We start from the raw sequence: 18,707 nt of genomic DNA, 5'->3' as shown, positions 1-18,707 counted from the left end.
CAGACTTTGGGTCAGGCGCAGCATTCGTTTCGAAGGGGGTAGCAGCTATTCGCTTCATCTGAATAAGCAATACTTTTACCGGCTTTCACTTCGCTAAAAGAAAGTAATCAGCTTCACTGATACGCCATCATACGCTTGCTAAAATCCTACGCGGAGAATGTTGATTCATGAGAAGTGCGCGGTTTTTTTTGCGCATGGTGAAGGATTTGAAACATGGAGCTTCTGGCGTTGAAACCACTGGCCTTGGCCGTCTTGGCGGCCGGGGGGTATGGCGTTGCAACCATCGGAATGAAACTGGCCTCAGCCGAATGGACGGCGGTTGCGCTCGCTCTGATCATTCTGGGTTTTCTTGCCGCCACCCAGTCCGAGGTGGTGCTGATGCGCACAGTTCCACTTTCCGAGCTGTATCTAATAATAATTGCGCTCGAGACGCTGATCGTACTGACCTACGCCTACAGTATCGGCGAAGGGCTAGAGCCGCGCGATTGGACAGGCGGCGCGCTCATATTCGCGGGGCTCGCGATCGTCTCGCATTGACCGGACTGGGGGTGGCCGGAGCGATACGCTACGCTCGGGCCAACGATGACTTGTTTGCCCAATGGGGTCGGGAGCAGTCTCTAAGTGTTCTGACGGCAACGGCGACTTTGTCCGCATGGCAGTCGTTCGGGTCATGTTCGCTATGTGCCTGCTTTTGCCCAAATCGGTCGATGCTGCTGCAAAAAACTACAAAGCACCGACCAAGTGTGTTGTTGCCACTTATTGAAGTGCCGCGAGGCTTCTTGCTCTGTTTGGAGAAAGATCCAGCGTCGCCTGATAAGCGACCGCAGCTTCATTGGGTTTTCCAAGCTCCATCAGCATGTCCCCAAGAAGTTCTCGTGCCGGAAGGACGTGGCCGGGTGTGACCGGGCTTTTGCCAATCTTATCCTCGAGATCAGCCGCGGCTTCCTGCTTAGCAAATGCGGTCTCAGAGCCCCCACCCGCCAGTTCAATCCAGGCTTCCACCGACATGATCTGTGCTTCGGTCAACTGCGCCCAATAGCCCTGCTCACGCTCTTTCATCACAGCGTGCAAAGACTTGAGCTCGGCAAGCGCGCTCTGCGCTGTATCGACATCACCGCTACGGGCCGCTCCGATACCGATCGCGAACCACCGCATGGCAACAGTTTGTGGAAATTTCTCCCATGGAATGACCGGATGCATCTCAGGCGACAGTGCCGCCGCGACGTCCCATTGTCCCTGCTCAAGAGGCAGCCGAACGGGTGCAGCCGCTAACGCATAAGCGCTTCCGAAACTGGCCTGATGATTTTGAATAGCGAGCATTTCGTCGACCAGCCCTGCAGCTTCGTCTGTATTCCCAAGTTGTAGGTGGCCGTAAACCATGTAGTCGATCGCATGCGCATAGTGGCTTTGTATAACGTCTTTTGATTGCTCAAGAGCTGCTTCAGCGGACCGGCTGTTCAGATCAATTGATTTTTCCCATTCTCCTGTTCGTGTAAAGATATGAGCGGGCATATGCAGCGCATGTGGAGCGCTTGGAGCCGTTTTATCGTAAATCTCGGCGTACGGCCTGCCTCGCTCCTTGAGTGGCGGATTGTCATAGGCGTGGATCGCGTAGTGAATGACGCCAGGATGTTCTGGTGCCTTTTGATGAAGCGCGTCGAGCGTATCTCCCACCTGCGACTTTACTTTGATTCCGTCGGCCCCTCGCGGCGCCGTTGCAAGGCGCGCCAGCGCCGCAAACGCCGCGGCGTCCAAGTCGTCTGCATGTTGGTCCGCAGCTGCCACCTGCTTCTCCGCCCACGATTTAAGCTGAGCGCGGTAGCCTTCCTGGCTTGAGGCGTAGAATGCCACGGCGGCGTCGATCAATGCTTGTTCAACGGCGCTTTCGGAGGACATTGACGCGAGTTTTTCCGCTGCAGCAGAGCCTCTCTCTGTTTCGGCTTCACTGGGAGTGCCCGGCCAAAGAGGATGAAAGTTCGACATCGCGATGCCCCACTGTGCCATGGCACAAGTTGGATCCGCGGACGCTGCTTTGTTGAACGCTTCTTCGGCTTGAATGTACATCATGTTGTGAATGAGATTCAGACCTTCGTTGAAAGCCTGGTCCGCTTTTGGGTTGCATGTCGTCTGGAAATTAGCCTCCGCTGAGACTGCGGGCACGAAAACAAAAAACGAGCTAATACAGGCGACAAAAGTATTGCGGGCTTTGGTATGCAAATGCTGCATCTATCGTCTCCACATTAAATATTGTCCGAAATTGTTTGAGCGTATGGCTCGGCGGCATCATACACAAAATTGTGCGATATGTCCGAACTGTCATCTGAGCGGCGATGCGCTCTGTTCGATCGAATATTTTCTTCCGCGGCGTGTCCGCGTTAACCGCTGAGCAGTCGTTCAAGCAAAGCAAACGTGCCGTAGCGCAGCTAAGGGCAGCTTAGTCCGCAACGCGGTCAGTCGTCCAATTTCGATAAACGTCCGTTGTTCATGAGAGCTGCCGTCGGAGCCTAGCATCGTCAAAAGGTATAAAACCTGGGTTGGTTTGCCCGTTTAAGTTGGGACATTTTCACAGCCCTAACTCTAAAAAATACCAACATTTACTATCATCAATCTTATTAGAAGAATGCGTATCAAGGGAATCGATGGCGAGAAAATCTGGGCTCATATCCATCAACAGAAAAACAGGGGATAAATCAGGGGATACATAAGATCCCGCTCTGAAAATCATTATATTACAGCATCTTATCATGTAAAGTGGTGCCCCCACACGGACTCGAACCGCGGACCTACTGATTACAAATCAGTTGCACCGACCAAACACCCCCGAACAATCCAAAACTGCCCGATCGCATTTTTTGTATATTTTTATGGTTCTACCTTGCAATGTTAGGTTCCGTTACTAACTTCGAGTAACGAAGAAAATCACCGGAATCCGTTACCCCAGCGTTACCCCAGAGGACCAACTGATTATGGCAAGGGCGTTCACAACCAAGTCGGTCGAAGCCGTTAAACCGGAGCAAAATCGCCGTGAATTGCCAGATCCGGCACTAGCAGGCCTATATCTCGTGGTGCAGCCGAGCGGCGCAAAGTCTTGGGCGCTGAGATACCGCTTCGCGGGCAGGCCCAAGAAGCTGACATTGGGCAAGTGGCCGATCATGGGTGTTGCTGATGCACGTGCTGCGGCATCCGAAGCGATTGAGACGCTAGAACACGGTAACGATCCGAGTGCGGCGAAGAAATTGGCGAAGGCCGCGCGGATCGAGGCACAACTATCGGAGCGCGACAAGGTAAAGACCTTTCTTGAACAATACACTAAGAGGCACCTATCCAAGTTACGCTCTGGTGGCGAGGTCAAACGGCGCTTGGAGACCGAGTTTCTACCCTACTACGGCGACCACGACATTCACGATGTTACGAAACGCGACATTCTCGAATTGCTGGAGAAGATCGCGGACTCGGGCAGGACCACCACGGCTAACCGGATGCGTCTGTATCTGTCCGGGTTCTTCAACTGGTGCCTTGAGCGTGATTCAATCACCATTTCCCCGGTCCAGGGCGTGAAGCCGGTTGCCAAGGAAAAGAGCCGCGACCGGGTATTGAATGATGATGAGATCCGGTGGTTTTGGAAAGCCTGCAAGCGGGCGGAATACCCGTGGCGGCAGGCAGGCCAAACCTTGCTTTTGACAGGCCAGCGCCTGAACGAAGTGCTGGGCATGACCGACGATGAACTGCATGGAGATGCTTGGCACCTATCCGCCCAGAGGACCAAGAATGGGCGGGAACATATGGTGCCGTTGTCTCAGGCCGCACGAGACGTTCTAAGCAACGTCGAGCGGATCGATAGCCCTTCGCGGTTGCTGTTCACCACTACCGGCAGAACACCCGTCAGCGGGCATTTCAAGGCGCGGAACAGGCTATCTCGGTTCATGGCTGAGATTGCCGAAGAAGAAACAGGTGAGGCGGTAGAGATTTCGCACTGGACCTTTCACGACCTGCGGCGCACCGCCGCTACCAGCATGGCGCGGCTGGGTATTCCCGTTCGAGTGACCGAGGCCGTCTTGAACCACGCCAGCGGCACTGGTGGTGGCATCGTCGCGGTCTATCAGCGCCATGACTTTGCCGACGAAAAGCGGCAGGCCTTGGAGGCATGGGCGGGGTTCGTGTTGGCGCTGGTGGAAAGTGGCGCGGACAACATGGTTCAAATTGGGCGGGAACAGTTATGAGTGAGTGGGGAATTCCGAATTGGTGCGACCCGTCAGCATATGGGGACACTTCCACTTGGAGCGAAAACCGTTGGCGATGGGAGTTTCTCCGACGCCGAACTGATTTGAGAGATGAGTTTGATCGGAAAGCGTCGGTTGAGTATGCGCACAAGCTAGAGCTGGAAAAAAGCGCACCTGATCTGTTTCCGAATGGTGTTCTCTGCCCTGACGACCCTGGGTTCTGTGTTTCGACAAGATCAATAGGCGGCGAACTGATGCAACCGCTGCCAAACCCCCGAATTGGAGATCAGCCCCAGTACGCCATTGCCTTTACGTACAGGAAACCTGCGCTGCGTATAGAACATGAGGGCGAGAGCGTGAAAGGAATTCCCAAGCAAATCACACTTACCTTTGACCTGACACAACCAATCCCCGGTCAAATAGATCTTGCCAAAAGGTACCTGCAAGAAGAGCAACTCGCGCAAATCGGTCAAAAAGTCCAATGGCGTTCACATAAAACTAAGTGGCTGACCTACCTGCGCGTACTGGACGCAAGGGAGGATGGAGCATCTTGGTCAGAAATCGCAGCATTGCTGATAGCGACCGCCGGAAATGAACAAACTGCGCGTGACACGCATAACCAGGCCACAGCCTTGTGTTTTAATTTTTGATTTTGTTACGCAATCCCACACTGAATAACGAGTGACTACTCATAGGACCACCGCATTTCAACGGAGGCCTGGCAATGAGCATTCAAACCGAAACCTGCAATCCCCACCGTCGCATTCCCGCATCTGAGGTGTGTCAGATATGCGGCGGGATCAGCTACATGACGCTTCATCGCTGGTCCAATTCCCGCGACCTGGACTTTCCACGCCCTCAGTATATCGGTCGCCGCCGTTACTGGCGTGAGGCCGAAGTTGTCGCTTGGCTCGACGCTCGTGAAAGCGCAGCAGCATAAAAACCCCACCTGCGACGGTCGCGGGCGGGGTTTGTATTCCAGATGTTTTCTGAGGGCTTCTGGCTACGAAATTACCACTCTGCGCTGTCAAAGACAAACCTTTGAGGCAAGAGCAATGCAGAAACTTCAAGTCAAACTTTTGATGCGTCTTCACGGGCTTACAGAGGCTCAGGCCAGCGCGTTGGCTCTCTTGGTATGGGGAGGCTGAGATATGGCCTCTTCATCAGGTGTCTTTGCTCAACACGCGGAGGCCTATGCCGCAGCCGGGCTGTCTGCGTTTCCGGTGGATACACGAAACAAACGGCCAGCCATCACGGGTTGGCAAAACGCCACACCGAGACGCACACGGGTTTGGGCTTCAGTCGAAAAGCTGGGAGCGGCTAACGGCCTCGGGATTCTAGTGGGCAAATCCTCGGGTGTAACTGAGATCGACGTTGACGGCGTGGGCGAAGCTTGGCTTGCCCTAGCCGTGAAACAGTTCGGTGAAACTCCTGTGGTTATCCGAACAGCAAGCGGCAAAGCGAAGCTCTGGTATCGTCACAACGGCGAAGGGCGTCACATTCGACCTATCCAGGGCCAACCCATAGACGTGCTTGGGAAGGGGTTCACGATTGCCCCGCCTTCATGGCGCGAAGATCTGGCGGCGTCTTATGAATTTTGCTCCGGCAGCATTGATGACGTTGCCAACTTGCCAACAATCCCCGCAACGGCCTTAGAAATGGTCTGTGGGGGTGTTTCCGGGTCTGTAGCGGCTGGTGAGCGGAACGACAGGCTTTTGCGCTACTGCATGTCCCAAGCCCGCCACTGTGACGATGTCGCGGGCCTATTCGACGTTGCCCAAACTTGGGCCAGTGCTTTCCCAACGCCTTTGAGTACCAGCGAGATCTACCGCTGCGCAAAATCGGCATGGGGCTACGAGACCAAGGGCCGGAACTTCTTGGGACTGCGCAAACCTCAAGTAACCGAAGGAGATAGGATCATGGACGAACTGATTGACCGGCCCGAAGCCCTCGCCCTTTTTCAGGTAATCCTGCGCTTTCATAGCAATCGAACGTCATTCGCTATAGCGCCAAGAGCTATGAGCAAAGCCAAGAACCCACCTTGGGATTGGCGTCGAATAGCCAACGCCAGAGACATCCTAATTGAGCGCGGCTTCATTGAGGAACTTTCTGCTCCGGAACGTGGACGTAGGAAATCAGGTCAGTATCGCCTTTCCGACAAATTGCACGGATCCGTGCACAATCACTATACACCCTCCCCCCTTTAATTGGGACAGACAGGGGGGGTGACCTGATGTTCGCAATATTCAGCTTTCGATACCCACACCCCAGCTTCATTTTCACAGAAATCTCCCTCGCGATTGGGGGTGGGTGTTAATTTCATCCATGACGAGAAGGATCTCAATCATGCAAGCTGTACAAACAAAACCCATCGAACCAGGATCGGCAGAATGAGGTGAGAAATTGGCACAAGCCCCGCGTCATAGAAATGGCGCAGGGCAAGCGAAGCCGACACTCATGCACCGTGCAGAATTTAGCATTTATGGCTCGAAGCAGCTATTCGCTGCACTCGGCTTGAACGACTGCATTGCGGACAATACTGTCACTCGCCTGTTGAGGGTGGATGACCACAGGCAGCCCGAAGCGGACCTTCAAAATCCGACTTTGCAATTCTCGTGTTGCGGACAAGTTAGGCCGCGTACTGCCAAGGTCTCAGCGTCGCTAGCCACTGAACTCTGACAGTGGCTACACAACTACAATTGCTTAACACAAACTTTGCGCCAAAGACTGTTGCCAAGCTCTGTTTCAGTTCATTTTGCCGGACAACGTTTGTGTCGGCAGTTGTCCAAAGAGTGCTCTGTAGTCTCGCGCGAACTGACCCATGTGCCAAAATCCGTAAGCGTTTGCGATGTCCGATATACTCTCCTCTGGCGAGCAGGATACCAGTTCATGGCGCACAGCACCGAGACGGGCTCTTAGATAAAACTGCTTGGGGCTCACCCCATATGTTTCCTGAAACGCGCGACGAAGAGTGCATGCGGATACCTGAATATCTGCACATACTTCACCGATTGACACGTTATCCATCAAATGGGCCCGCATGAACTCAACGGCTTGTTGTGCTAAACGGGTTCTATTTTTACTGTTTCGCCGATCACTCCATTTTTCGCCTACCACCAGCATTTCCAGAAGCTCTAAGATCATATCACTCTCTTCACTATCAGAGCTTGGTCCGGCCGCTGATCCAATTAGAAAGCGCGCTTTGTTTTTGACTAAGGAATGAAGCTTGCCAGCGTCGCTAACGAAAGATCTTAAAGCGTCATTTCGCGCGGTGCTGATATCAAGACCGCAATCGTCGGCGATCCGTTGAGCCCTTCGGATGTCGATGGCAAAGGTCAGGCCTGTGAGCGTTGAATTGCTCACGCCTTCAAAAGGGTCTCCGCTACCAAAATTCATCAAAGCGGTGTCTGAGGGTGAGCCGTTAAGCCAAGTCCGTACACTCCCTTTGTCTGGTAAGCCAAACGCTAGAATGTCAGAGCGAGAAACACCGGTTTGGTACACAGCCTTATCAAACGACAAATCGATCATTTGAAGGTCAAGACCTGCCCAAACGGATACCGAAGAGTTCATAGTTCCCTCTTCAATTTGGCGTAGCTCGACATCCCATTGGGACAGCTCGCGGAATTGCGAAGGGTCCTGCAAAAAAAGTGTGTTTGGGGCGCAGGTTTTTTTGGGGGCTGATCGTTTTTTGATGTCGTCCATTCCGCCCCGCAGGTAGTTTTCATGAAATGTTATTCGAATATGTAGGCTTGGAAAATTGCAAGACAAAGCAGACAAATCGAGAGGGAAGAGGTTCGGACGCCCATCGTTGCCTGACGATACTGCGCGCACCGAACGCGTCGTAACGCTGCTAACCAAAAGCGAAAAAGAGTTGTTGCGCTCACAGGCTGAAGACAGCGAACTCTCCCTTTCGACCTTTTGCCATCATCTGATCCTTGAAGGTCTGAAAACAAGTAAATCATGAAACAGGGGTATCTCATGAAATCAAAACTGTTCCTCTCCGCGCTGGTCTTTGCCGGCTCCGCTATCACGGCGGCAGCTCAGGACAGCAATATCGTGCATGATGCGGAATACTATGTGCTGAAGCAGCAAAACGAAGCCGTTTGGGTCGAGAACGACGCACAGGTTGACCAACTGCTGGCCGATTTTCGTGAGAAAAACGGAGGGAACCCTCCAAACATTTTCTACATCCTTATTGACGATATGGGTTTTGGCGACATGGGTATGCCCGAGATGAACGCGATACGCGGGTATTCGACGCCCAATATCAACGCGCTCGCAGAGGAAAGCATGCGGTTTGCGCGCATGTATACCGAGCCGTCCTGCACACCGTCGCGGGTCGCCTTCATGACGGGTCGCCAGCCGTATCGCAATGGGATGGGCGATACCGCCGTCGATATTTCAGGTTTTGGCCTTGCCGATGAAGAAGTCACAATTGCCGAAGTTCTGAAATCCGTAGGCTACAACACCTCGCATGTTGGCAAATGGCACTTGGGCGACATTCAGGAATCCTGGCCTACTTATCAGGGCTTTGACTACGCCGCGTTCCCCATCCATCAGCAGGGCCAGTTGGCCATCTTCAACGAAGATGCAGCCAAGGAAGAAATCACCATGGCCATAGGGGAAGACAACTACAACTCCAAATACACGCTGGATGATTGGTTTCGCCCTGATCCGGGACACATGATTACCGGCCTTGAAGCTGTTATTGGCGGGGAGGTCCGCGAAGTCCATATGGAACCGGGTGAGAAATGGACCCAGGACAAATATAATGAAATGAACATCCGCTATCAGGCACAGGCGATGGAACAGTTGCGCCTGCTAGCAGAACAGGATGAACCGTTTTTCCTGCAATACTGGCCGCTTGTCCCTCTGTCGACAACGCGCACGACGAGAGAGGCGTTCACGACACCCAACGGCGGTACATTCGTTGAAAGCATGGAAGAGCTGGATGAATGGATCGGGGTCATTCTAAACGAAGTCGATGTGCTGGGGCTCAGGGACAATACCCTAATCGTTTTGATGGGCGACAACGGTCACTTCACCAAATATGCCCCCGGCAGTGGGTTTTCGCCGCTGGTCTTCCGCGGCGGCAAGGCCGATACGTCTGAAGGAGGCGTTCGGGTGGACGCGTTTGCCCGCCTGCCCGGCTTGATCGAGGGAGACTCGATTGTATCTGACATTATTCATATCTCTGATTTGTTCACGTCAATTGCGCGTATCGGCGGAGCGATGGATGCCATCCCCCGCGACCGGATCATTGACGGTGTCGATCAGACGTCCCTGATGTTTATTGGCGATACGCATGGGCGCAGGGATCATGTACTGATCTACTCGATCAATTCGCTGAAAGAGGTGGTAAAGGAACACATCAAACTCAAAGTTCCGGCCAAAGGTGAAAATGCTATCGTGGCCAAGTTCTACAACCTGTTCCGCGACCCCCGCGAAGAACAGAGCGTATCGACCGAGATCGGAGCATGGGCTGGACATGAGTTTAACCGCATTATTGCCCGCCACCTGAAATTTAAGGAAATGTACCCCGATCAACCGGCCGCGACTGGACGTCCCTATGAAGGTATCGTGAACCTTCGTCCTGAAACCGTCGCAGCGGTGGATGCCTTTGTCGCCAAGCGGGACATTCAGCCCGACTAAAAGGTGAAGCTGATAAGAGTAATGCAAGCCCCGCATCAGATAATGATATGCTTGATGTGGGGCTTGGCATCCACAACAAAAATTCTGGAAACAATATGAAAATCCAAGCGCTTGTCCTTGCATTGGCGACTGGCATTGTTGCGGCCCCAGCAATCGCCGATGAAAACGCTTCAAACCCTTTGGCCGCAGTCAATAACACGGACATCCGGTATCAGTATTTTGATTTGGGCAACGGTGCTGACAAGCAGGACGCCTTTATAGATGGCGCATACATGCTGCGGCCTGATCTGAAACTGAAATATGAGTTGCACTACAACTCAACGGATGTGACTGGAACTCGGTTCACTGACTTTGAGAAATTGAGCCTCAAAGCGATCTATTTCCCTTCTCAGAAACCGCTCAACGAAACGTGGGCCATCAAGTCGGCCATTGGCCTGGAGTGGATACTGGACTTTGGCGACCCGGGAAAAGGGATCGGAACCGGGTCCGATCAAATTGCGCCTTTTGGCGGGTTCGCCTTTTCAAACACAAAATCAGGGCTGACGCTGATCCCACTGCTCCAGCATTTTGCTTCATACAATGGCCCGACGGACATAAACCAAACCGCGATGCGGTTGATTGCGCTACAACCGTTTGGCGATGGGTACTGGGCCAAGGCTGATATCAAAGCACCATATGACTGGGAGAACGATACTTGGCCAGCGACCGCTGAGTTCCAGATTGGCAAGAACCTCAGTCCTGGCATCGCAATTTATGCTGATTTCCTCATCGGTATAGGTTCCGACCGCCCCTACGATAAAGGTGCCGGCTTAGGTTTGCGTTTCAACTACTAGTTCACCCACACCCAACCTCGGCGAAGATCATCTATGTCACAGGCCAGAACTCTGTTCAGCCAATTGTTTTCTGCGTCTATCTTGACCCTTCCTGGAACTGCCTTGAGCCAATCCCTGCCCGCTCCGGGTCGGTAGGAAATAAATTGGCGTCACGCCGCATCATTCTATCTGTTCACTCCGCTCTGAACTCGGGGAAGATCAACAGTCTCTGGGCGATCCGCTGAGATGGATTTGAACCTTGAAACTGAATCCGTCGTTCGCGCTTCTAATCCCCAGCCAGCGATGCTTAGGCCCAGAGTTCTGAGAAAATAGACTTCTATTACGATCTGTACCCAAGACTTTGCAAAGTTCGCTTTCTGCGCATTGCTGTCATTGGAGCTTCGCGCAGCATCAGTCAATTTTGGGCTCTATCCGGACCTTCGCTGCGCAGTGCATCAGTGACCGTTATGCGGACTTTACCGCCATTGGTCCGCTTGCGCCGGAGGGCCGCAGGCAGCCCATAGCGGACGTTTGAGTCTGACGCTCGGGGCGGGAAGCGGACGTGTCGCTGCGACCGCGCCAAAGTCTCCAGTCACTTCAACAAAGCGGACGTTGGAGCGGTCTGCTGTTGCCGCAGTGTTCATGCCGCTATTGAAGAGGAGTTTTGACAGTTTCCCACGAAACTCGGCCAGTTTGTCAAATCAAGGAGCGTCTCATTTAGTTTTAAGTCCCGAAACAAGGCCTTGCTACTCAGCCGTTCAAGGTCTGGTTCAGGTCATCCCGTTTCCATCAAAATGAAAGCCCATTAAAGAATCGATTGCCCTGTAGACTTCCAATCAAAAAGAAACTGTTCAATGCCAGCGTCCGTCAGCGGATGCGTGACTAGTTTGCGGATGACGGACGGGGGTATCGTGGCAATGTCTGATCCGGCCAAAGCAGCCTCAGTTATGTGATTGGGGCTTCTGATGGATGCTGCAATGATTTCAGTTTCAATGTCATAATTGTTGAAGATGCTCCGGATATCTCTAATGAGGTCGACCCCATTCAGATTGATGTCGTCCAATCTGCCAATGAAAGGCGATATATAGGTCGCACCCGCTTTTGCCGCCAAGAGTGCCTGATTGGCTGAGAAACAGAGTGTGACGTTTGTGCTGATCCCTTCCTTTTTGAAATGAGCACAGGCCCTGAGGCCATCCAGTGTCAGCGGCAGTTTGACAACGACGTTGTCGGCGATTGCTGCAAGATTCTCTCCCTCTGCAATCATTCCCGCAGTATCCAGGGCTGCAACTTCTGCCGACACGGGCGTATCTGTCAGGGTGCAAATTTCGGCGATAACTTCTTTGAAATTGCGGTCGGACTTGGCAATCAGGCTTGGATTGGTGGTGATACCATCTACTAATCCAAAGCCTATAAGGTCTTTGATCTCGTCTACTTCTGCTGTGTCCACAAAGAACTTCATGAGGGTTCCTCATCGTGAATGGAGTGATTTTGGTTGCACTTGAACCCGCCTAGAGGTGCTGCTTTAACGGATGGGTGAATCCAATGCGCAAATTCAGAACGCGTAGCGCATCCCGAATTCAGTGTAATTCTGGTTCAGTGTGAGATCCGCTTTCCTGCTATCACGGATGACGTGTTCCGCGTTTGGCAGATCGTTCGTTTTCGCGCGTTGCAGCGCGGCTTGCGGGTCAAAGCCATGCTTGATCCAGCGATGCTGTAACCGGTTTTCGAGTTCCTCCAATGTGGGGCTGACAAAAACCGTTGCGGCGTAAACGTCTACCAACGTCCTCCACGGGTCGCTATTCATCAAAAGGTAGTTCCCTTCTACGACCACAGTCTGAGTTTCCGGGTGAACGGCAATCGCATTCGCAATGGCCAGGTCCATTTGGCGGTCGAATTTAGGATGAAAGGACTCATGCTGCGCGGATTGCAGCCCTCTGATTGCAGTGCAGAACCCAATTGCATCGAAGGTTTCCGGCGCGCCTTTTCGGGCCAGCAAGCCTCGCGTTTCCAGCACGCGATTGTCCAGATGATAACCGTCCATGGACACCAGTGTGGCTAAAGGAATCGCAGAGCTTTGTTGTGCGTTCAGCGATTGCACGACGGTTTCTGCCAAAGTCGACTTTCCGGATGCAGGGGGGCCGGCGATTGCGACAATCGTCCGAACCCCAACCTGCCTCCGGGAGAAGATCAAGTCGCAAACGCGCTGTACATCCTGCTCGATCACGCGGCGTCCTCTTTCGGGGGTTCCTTGGCGCCGGTCATGAAGGCCACCGCGTCGGACATCGTGTAATCCTTGGGGTCGATCGTGCACAGGCGTTTGCCCAACCGATGGACATGGATGCGGTCAGCGACTTCGAATACATGCGGCATGTTGTGGCTGATCAGGATGATCGGAATACCACGCGCCCGCACGTCTTGGATAAGCTCAAGCACTTTGCGGCTTTCCTTGACCCCCAAAGCAGCCGTGGGTTCGTCCATGATGATGAACTTCGTCGCAAAGGCGGCAGCACGCGCAACGGCTACGCCTTGGCGCTGGCCGCCGGACAGCGTCTCAACTGCCTGATTGATCGATTGCACTGTCATCAGCCCAAGCTCGGTCAGTTTATCGCGGGCGAACTTTTCCATGGCAGGCCGATCCAACTGACGCATGTACTTGCCCATGAACCCCTGTTTGCGGATCTCGCGCCCCATGAACATGTTGTCCGCAATCGACAGGGCAGGAGACATGGCAAGCTGCTGATAGACAATCTCGATCCCCATGTTCCGAGCGTCGATCGGCGAGGTGAAATTGACCTTCTTCCCTTCGATCAGAATCTCGCCCTCGTCCGGGATTGTGGCGCCGCAGATCGCCTTGACGATGGACGACTTGCCCGCGCCGTTATCTCCGATCACTGCAAGGATTTCTCCTTGCCGCAGTTCAAAGTCGGAATGGTCGATGGCGGTGACGTGGCCATAGCGCTTCACGATCCCGCGGCCTTGGACGACTGGCGTTGTGTCTGACATTAGCCCGATACCTTTCTGATCCACTGGTCGACTGCGACCGCGGCGATGATGAGAAGCCCGATGAGTAGGAAGGTCCACTGCGCATCTGCGCCCAGCAGCCTCAGCCCTAGAGTAAATACGCCGACGATCAGTGCTCCGAACAACGATCCCAGAATGGAGCCCCGCCCGCCGAACAACGAGATACCCCCGATCACAACAGCGGTAATGCTCTCAATATTGGCCAATTGGCCGGAGGTCGGCGAGACCGATCCGATGCGCCCGATCAAAGCCCAGCCCGCAAAGGCACAGATCAAGCCGGACAGCATGTAGACGGACATCAAAGTTCTGTGGACGTTCACACCGGAAAGCTCGGCAGCCTCGGGATCGTCACCGACCGCATAGACATGCCGTCCCCAGGCCGTGTGTTTGAGCGCATATGCCAATACAAAAATCAGGGTGAGCATGAAAATGACGCCAACAGTTAAGGTCGCTCCACCGATGCTGAACTTGGTTCCGAAGAATTGAAGGAAAGAGGCGTTGGCTTCGATGTCCTGACTACGAATGGTTTCGTTTGCGGAATACAGGAAGTTCGTAGCCAGAACGATCTGCCACATTCCAAGCGTGACGATAAACGGCGGGAGCTTAACGCGGCTGACAAGCCATCCGTTGAGGGCCCCGATCAAAGTTCCGACTGCAAGGCCGCACATGACCGCAATTGGTACCGGAATACCGTACCGAAACGTAAACTGCCCCATGATGACAGAAGAAAAAACCATGATCGCACCGACGCTCAGGTCAATGCCGGCCGTCAGAATAACAAGGCTTTGAGCAGCAGCCACGATGCCGACGATCTGGACCTGTTGAAGGATCAAAGTCATTGCGAACGGAGAGAAGAACTTTGAGCCTAATAGAAGGCCAAATATCAACATCGCACCGACCAGAACGATAAGCGGCACAAAAGATGGATTGACGTGGAGAAGATGCTGCAACCTCCCCAGAACGCCACGCCGATGGTCCTCAAAAGCCGCAACAGTTTCTGTTCTGCTAGCAGCGGTTTCAAATTCCTGGGCGCTTTGGTTTGCTTCGGACATATCTCCCCCTTTTCGCGGGCGGCGTAATGCCCACGAGATGAGTGTACAGGAAGTTTCGGTTTGCTGGTGAAAGGAGTTATGAGGCGCTCCCATGCGCCTCATTCATTAGGTCTATTTTAGCCCCAGCAGAGCTCCAAGCCTTCGGCGACAGAAATCGATTCCACGCCATCAACAGGTTGGTCCGTGATGAGCGCGACTCCGGTATCGTAGAAGTCTTTTCCGGGCGTGTTTTCGGGCTTTACGCCTTCCTCAGCCCACTTTTTAACAGCCTCGACCCCAAGCGAAGCCATCAAAAGCGGATACTGCTGGCTTGTAGCTCCAATAACTCCGGCCTGCACATTCTGTACACCGGGGCAGCCACCGTCGACCGAAACGATCAGCACATCGTTTTCACGCCCAATGGATTTCAGAGCCTCATAGGCACCTGCCGCTGCCGGTTCATTGATCGTGTGAACAACGTTGATCGTCGAGTCCTTGGCCAGAAGGTTCTCCATGGCGCGGCGCCCACCTTCTTCGTTGCCGTCGGTCACGTCACTGCCGACCAATCGAGCATCAGATTCATCGCCGATGACATTGGGGTCTGCCAGGTCCACACCGAAGCCGTCGAGGAAGCCCTGATTGCGAAGAACGTCCACGGTTGGCTGACTGACGTTCAGATCAAGCGTCGCAATTTTGGCGTCAGCCGCTGCGTCGCCCATCTTTGCCTTCGCCCATTGTCCGATCAACAGGCCAGCTTTGTAGTTGTCTGTCGCAAAGGTTGCGTCAGCGGAATCAATCGGGCTTAACGGCGTGTCCAGAGCAATAACCAGGAGGCCAGCGTCACGCGCCTGCTGAACAGCGGGGACAATCGAGCTTGTGTCCGAGGCCGTCAGGAGAATTCCCTTTGCGCCGTCGAGAATACAAGTTTCAATGGCCTGAACTTGAGTTTCATGGTCGCCGTCGATTTTACCGGCAAAGGCCTTCAAGGTCATGCCAAGCTCTTCGGCCTTGGCCGTTGCGCCTTCCTTCATCTTTACAAAGAATGGATTGGTATCTGTCTTGGTGATCAGACAAACGGTTTCTCCGGCTGCGTGAGCAGATGCAGCAGCCACCGTAAGCGCGGTAGCAGATGCGGCAATCTTGAATAGATTTTTCATGTAGTCCTCCCAGAAAATTGTTGATGCCCCGCATGGCAGGCCAACGAGACTCGCCCTCATCCTCCAATGAAGGTCTATTTCAAGAAACTGTGATTCTAGCCTTTCTGTCAATAAATAAATAAAGTTTATTTATTAATTTACCGGAGTACCTTTTCATAAGAAAACAAGGTGTTTATGTTCAGGCTTATGGAGAGAGAAGCGCTCAACACACTGACCGGTGGGGTAAGTCAAAGCGGGGTTCGCGATCACAACGAGCGTCTGATTTTGACAGTTTTACAACGGCATGGGCCCGCCGCAGGCGCCGACGTCGCGCGATTAACAGGCCTGTCTCCTCAGACTGTATCAATCATTCTGCGCAAGCTTGAAAAGGACGCGATTCTCAAGCGTGGTACTCCACTGCGCGGGAAGGTTGGAAAGCCCTCAACCCCTATGGAGTTAAACCCGGAAGGCATCTTGTCGGTTGGGATGAAGATCGGGCGGCGTAGCGCCGATCTGCTCTTGATCGACTTTACTGGCACGCCGCGCCGCCAACTTTCCACGACTTATGACTATCCGCTACCAGAGGTCATTTTCGGTTTTTTGGAGTCTGGTTTGGAAACGCTTTTGTCCCACGAGCCTCAGAGGCTTCGTGATCGTGTTTGTGGGATCGGGATCGGGACTCCATTTGAACTTTGGAAATGGCACGATCTGTCTGGGCTTGCTGCAAAAAAATTTCGGTCTTGGAGAAACGTGAATTTCTTTTCCGAGGTCGCCAAGTTCAGCGATTTGCCGGTTTTTGTGGTCAACGACGCGACAGCCGCCTGTCACGCAGAGCATCTCTATGGGCGTGGGGCAGAATACCGTGACTACTTCTACTTTTTTATTGGCTCAATGATCGGCGGCGGTGTTGCATTGAACGGCACCGTGTTCGAAGGCAACCAAGGCAATGCCGGTGCATTGGGCGCCATGCGCACGACCGGTCCTTTGGGTGAAAGCCAACAACTGATCGACACGGCGTCGCTGTTTTTGCTCGAGGACCGACTGATCGAAGCGGGTGTCGACCCGGGGATTCTGTGGGAGAAGCCGCAGGATTGGAGCAGCATTTCTCGCTATGTCGAGCCGTGGATTGGCACCACAGCGCAAGAATTAGCTAAGGCCGCTCTTTCAATCTGTGCTGTCATCGACTTTGAGGCCATTTTCATCGATGGCGCGTTCCCGCCTGAGGTTCGGGAAGAACTGGTGTCTCGGGTTCGCCGTTACTTAGTCAACCAAGACAAACGCGGCTTGATTCCTCCGGTCGTTGAGGCCGCTGCGGTTGGGGAAAACGCTCGCGGCATTGGGGCGGCTAGCAGCCCAATTTTCCGCCAGTTTCTATTGAATACCAATGCTGGGCTTTCTGGAATGTAGCCGAAGTTCATCGCAGTCAGATTTTCAAAGCAGGAAGTAACCGCTGGTCATGCTTTAGGTGGCGGCCTTTGAACGCCGCTTTGGCACGCGCGAGCTCAGCTTGGATCGGACCGCATGCCAGCCGTGAACGACCGCTTTGAAATACTGTGTCGCAAGCTTATCACCTGCCGTCGAAAGTGGGTAATAGGCCGATTGCACATATTACACCACCGTGGCCAACGTGAGTTTGCAACGTCCGCTTCCTGCGCATTGCTGCAATTGGGGCATCGCGCAGCATCGGTTAAAGTGGGCTCGAAGTAGACATTCGCTACGCGGTGGATAAATGACCGCTATGCGGACGAAACAGACATCGCTACAGCCGAATAAGCGTTGTCCGCCCAATTACTGTAGACTACGTGTGCGCTATATATGGTGGAAATCTGATGCTCGAGAACTTCGGTCTTTGGCGAGGCTGACTGGCATAAATCTTTGAAACTGTGAAGCGGTGTGACAACGTTTAACTATCCTGCAAATCTTTGTGCTACTTTGCAGACTTCAACCATGAATCTCGTTAGGAGAAGATATGCTAATTAAACTTCTTGCTTCTGCATTTTTCTTGATTTTGCCCGCTCTCAGTTTTGCTCAAACAGCTGAGCGCAGCGTGACCATCGAAGCCGATGCGACAGTTAAGTCGGTTGACCCGGACACTCGGCTTATCGTGCTGCAAAACTCAGAGACGGGCGAAGAAGAGACCATTGTTGCAGGAGCGGAAGTCGTAAACTTCGACCAAATTGAAGAAGGTGACAAAGTCAAAGCGGTTTACACACTAGGTGTAGCTGCAAACATGGCATTCCCCGGCGAGGTCGACAGTATGGTTGAACTGGAAGGCCGGGCGGCAGAGGGATCAACACCGGGCGTAGCCGCCGGAACGATGGTCACTTTAATTCTGACTTTTGTTTCCTTCGACGCCGCGAGCTCAATCGCTACTGTGACGGACAGCAGCGGCACAGAACAAATGATCGAGGTCGAAACAGAAGTTGGCCGTGAGTTTGTTGAACAACTTAGCCCGGGAGACAGAGTAGCTCTGAGCTTCACGGAAGGTCTTGCTGTGGGAATTGTCGAAGAATAGGTGTCCGCAGCGCAGCCTCAGCAGGCGTACGTCTTGTTTCTTATGTCGCCACCGTTGGAACAACTTGTCCAACCGCTTCCAGCGCCCCAACGGAAGCCCACAGTCTTACCGTTGTGGCCGTCGTTGTGGGGGCACGTTTGGGACAGCCGTTCCATGCGGAAATATGCAAAACAAGAATTCGTGTGGACCACAAATAACTTCGCCGCATTGCCGAAATTGACCTATTAACCAATTACGCCGCCTCTGTGGCGATTTCGACTGGTAGCTGTGTCTTCGCGACCCGTTTTGTCAGTGTGTACATGTGGCGCAACTGCTCAATA

16 protein-coding genes are annotated in these 18,707 nt (G+C 53.3%); 9 read left to right on the top strand and 7 right to left on the bottom strand.

Going from position 1 to position 18,707, the window contains the following annotated elements:
- The first annotated feature begins 213 nt into the window (after nt 1-213).
- The gene (locus GOV79_RS21345) at nt 214-537 is read left to right on the top strand and encodes a 5-aminolevulinate synthase (RefSeq protein WP_170665715.1); all 324 of its coding nucleotides are present in this window, start codon (nt 214-216) and stop codon (nt 535-537) included.
- Nucleotides 538-756: 219 nt separating this feature from the next.
- On the opposite strand, the gene GOV79_RS21340 is transcribed toward GOV79_RS21345, so the two are convergent.
- A complete protein-coding gene (locus GOV79_RS21340) occupies nt 757-2,226 on the bottom strand; it encodes a tetratricopeptide repeat protein (protein WP_170791666.1) in 1,470 nt (489 codons plus the stop codon).
- Nucleotides 2,227-2,966: 740 nt separating this feature from the next.
- Here GOV79_RS21340 and GOV79_RS21335 point away from each other — a divergent pair.
- From GOV79_RS21335 to GOV79_RS21320, 4 genes are all read left to right on the top strand, one after another.
- Nucleotides 2,967-4,220: a tyrosine-type recombinase/integrase gene (locus GOV79_RS21335; RefSeq protein WP_170791665.1), complete on the top strand. Its 1,254-nt coding sequence runs from the start codon at nt 2,967-2,969 to the stop codon at nt 4,218-4,220.
- A gap of 254 nt (nt 4,221-4,474) precedes the next feature.
- A complete protein-coding gene (locus GOV79_RS21330; RefSeq protein WP_170791664.1) occupies nt 4,475-4,870 on the top strand; it encodes a hypothetical protein in 396 nt (131 codons plus the stop codon).
- 74 nt (nt 4,871-4,944) lie between these two features.
- Nucleotides 4,945-5,160, top strand: coding sequence for a helix-turn-helix transcriptional regulator (locus GOV79_RS21325; RefSeq protein WP_170791663.1), 216 nt, complete (start codon nt 4,945-4,947; stop codon nt 5,158-5,160).
- Nucleotides 5,161-5,371: 211 nt separating this feature from the next.
- Nucleotides 5,372-6,427 carry a bifunctional DNA primase/polymerase gene (locus GOV79_RS21320; protein WP_170791662.1) on the top strand — a complete coding sequence of 352 codons (1,056 nt, stop codon included), beginning with the start codon at nt 5,372-5,374 and terminating at the stop codon, nt 6,425-6,427.
- Between the two features lie 538 nt (nt 6,428-6,965).
- On the opposite strand, the gene GOV79_RS21315 is transcribed toward GOV79_RS21320, so the two are convergent.
- Nucleotides 6,966-7,922, bottom strand: coding sequence for a helix-turn-helix domain-containing protein (locus tag GOV79_RS21315; protein ID WP_170483685.1), 957 nt, complete (start codon nt 7,920-7,922; stop codon nt 6,966-6,968).
- Nucleotides 7,923-8,198: 276 nt separating this feature from the next.
- Between GOV79_RS21315 and GOV79_RS21310 the strand changes: the two genes are divergently transcribed.
- Complete coding sequence (locus tag GOV79_RS21310) at nt 8,199-9,872, top strand: sulfatase-like hydrolase/transferase (RefSeq protein WP_170791661.1); 1,674 nt, start codon at nt 8,199-8,201, stop codon at nt 9,870-9,872.
- 47 nt (nt 9,873-9,919) lie between these two features.
- Nucleotides 9,920-10,705: a hypothetical protein gene (locus tag GOV79_RS21305; protein ID WP_170791660.1), complete on the top strand. Its 786-nt coding sequence runs from the start codon at nt 9,920-9,922 to the stop codon at nt 10,703-10,705.
- A gap of 784 nt (nt 10,706-11,489) precedes the next feature.
- Here GOV79_RS21305 and fsa read toward each other — a convergent pair.
- From fsa to GOV79_RS21280, 5 genes are all read right to left on the bottom strand, one after another.
- Complete coding sequence (gene fsa / locus GOV79_RS21300) at nt 11,490-12,143, bottom strand: fructose-6-phosphate aldolase (protein WP_170791659.1); 654 nt, start codon at nt 12,141-12,143, stop codon at nt 11,490-11,492.
- A 93-nt stretch (nt 12,144-12,236) separates the two neighbouring features.
- Nucleotides 12,237-12,797 (bottom strand): nucleoside/nucleotide kinase family protein, encoded by a 561-nt coding sequence (locus GOV79_RS21295; protein ID WP_170791658.1) that lies wholly within the window; start codon nt 12,795-12,797, stop codon nt 12,237-12,239.
- Nucleotides 12,798-12,904: 107 nt separating this feature from the next.
- Entirely contained in the window at nt 12,905-13,687 is a 783-nt protein-coding gene (locus tag GOV79_RS21290) for an ATP-binding cassette domain-containing protein (protein ID WP_170791657.1), read from the bottom strand.
- Entirely contained in the window at nt 13,687-14,757 is a 1,071-nt protein-coding gene (locus tag GOV79_RS21285) for an ABC transporter permease (RefSeq protein ID WP_170791656.1), read from the bottom strand. Before GOV79_RS21285 ends, GOV79_RS21290 begins: the two co-directional genes overlap by 1 nt.
- Nucleotides 14,758-14,873: 116 nt before the next feature.
- On the bottom strand, nt 14,874-15,893 hold the full coding sequence (locus tag GOV79_RS21280) for a sugar ABC transporter substrate-binding protein (protein ID WP_170353723.1): 1,020 nt from the start codon (nt 15,891-15,893) through the stop codon (nt 14,874-14,876).
- A gap of 186 nt (nt 15,894-16,079) precedes the next feature.
- Here GOV79_RS21280 and GOV79_RS21275 point away from each other — a divergent pair, with 186 nt between their 5' ends.
- A complete protein-coding gene (locus GOV79_RS21275) occupies nt 16,080-17,279 on the top strand; it encodes an ROK family transcriptional regulator (protein WP_170490590.1) in 1,200 nt (399 codons plus the stop codon).
- 562 nt (nt 17,280-17,841) lie between these two features.
- Nucleotides 17,842-18,387, top strand: a complete 546-nt coding sequence (locus tag GOV79_RS21270; protein WP_170791655.1) for a hypothetical protein — start codon at nt 17,842-17,844, stop codon at nt 18,385-18,387.
- The last annotated feature ends 320 nt before the right edge of the window (nt 18,388-18,707 follow it).

It is taken from the genome of Ruegeria lacuscaerulensis (assembly GCF_013034745.1).
In the GTDB taxonomy this organism is placed as follows: domain Bacteria; phylum Pseudomonadota; class Alphaproteobacteria; order Rhodobacterales; family Rhodobacteraceae; genus Ruegeria; species Ruegeria lacuscaerulensis_B.
The sequence above is the reverse complement of the archived record's forward strand: the minus strand, read 5'-3'. Positions and strand labels throughout refer to the sequence as shown.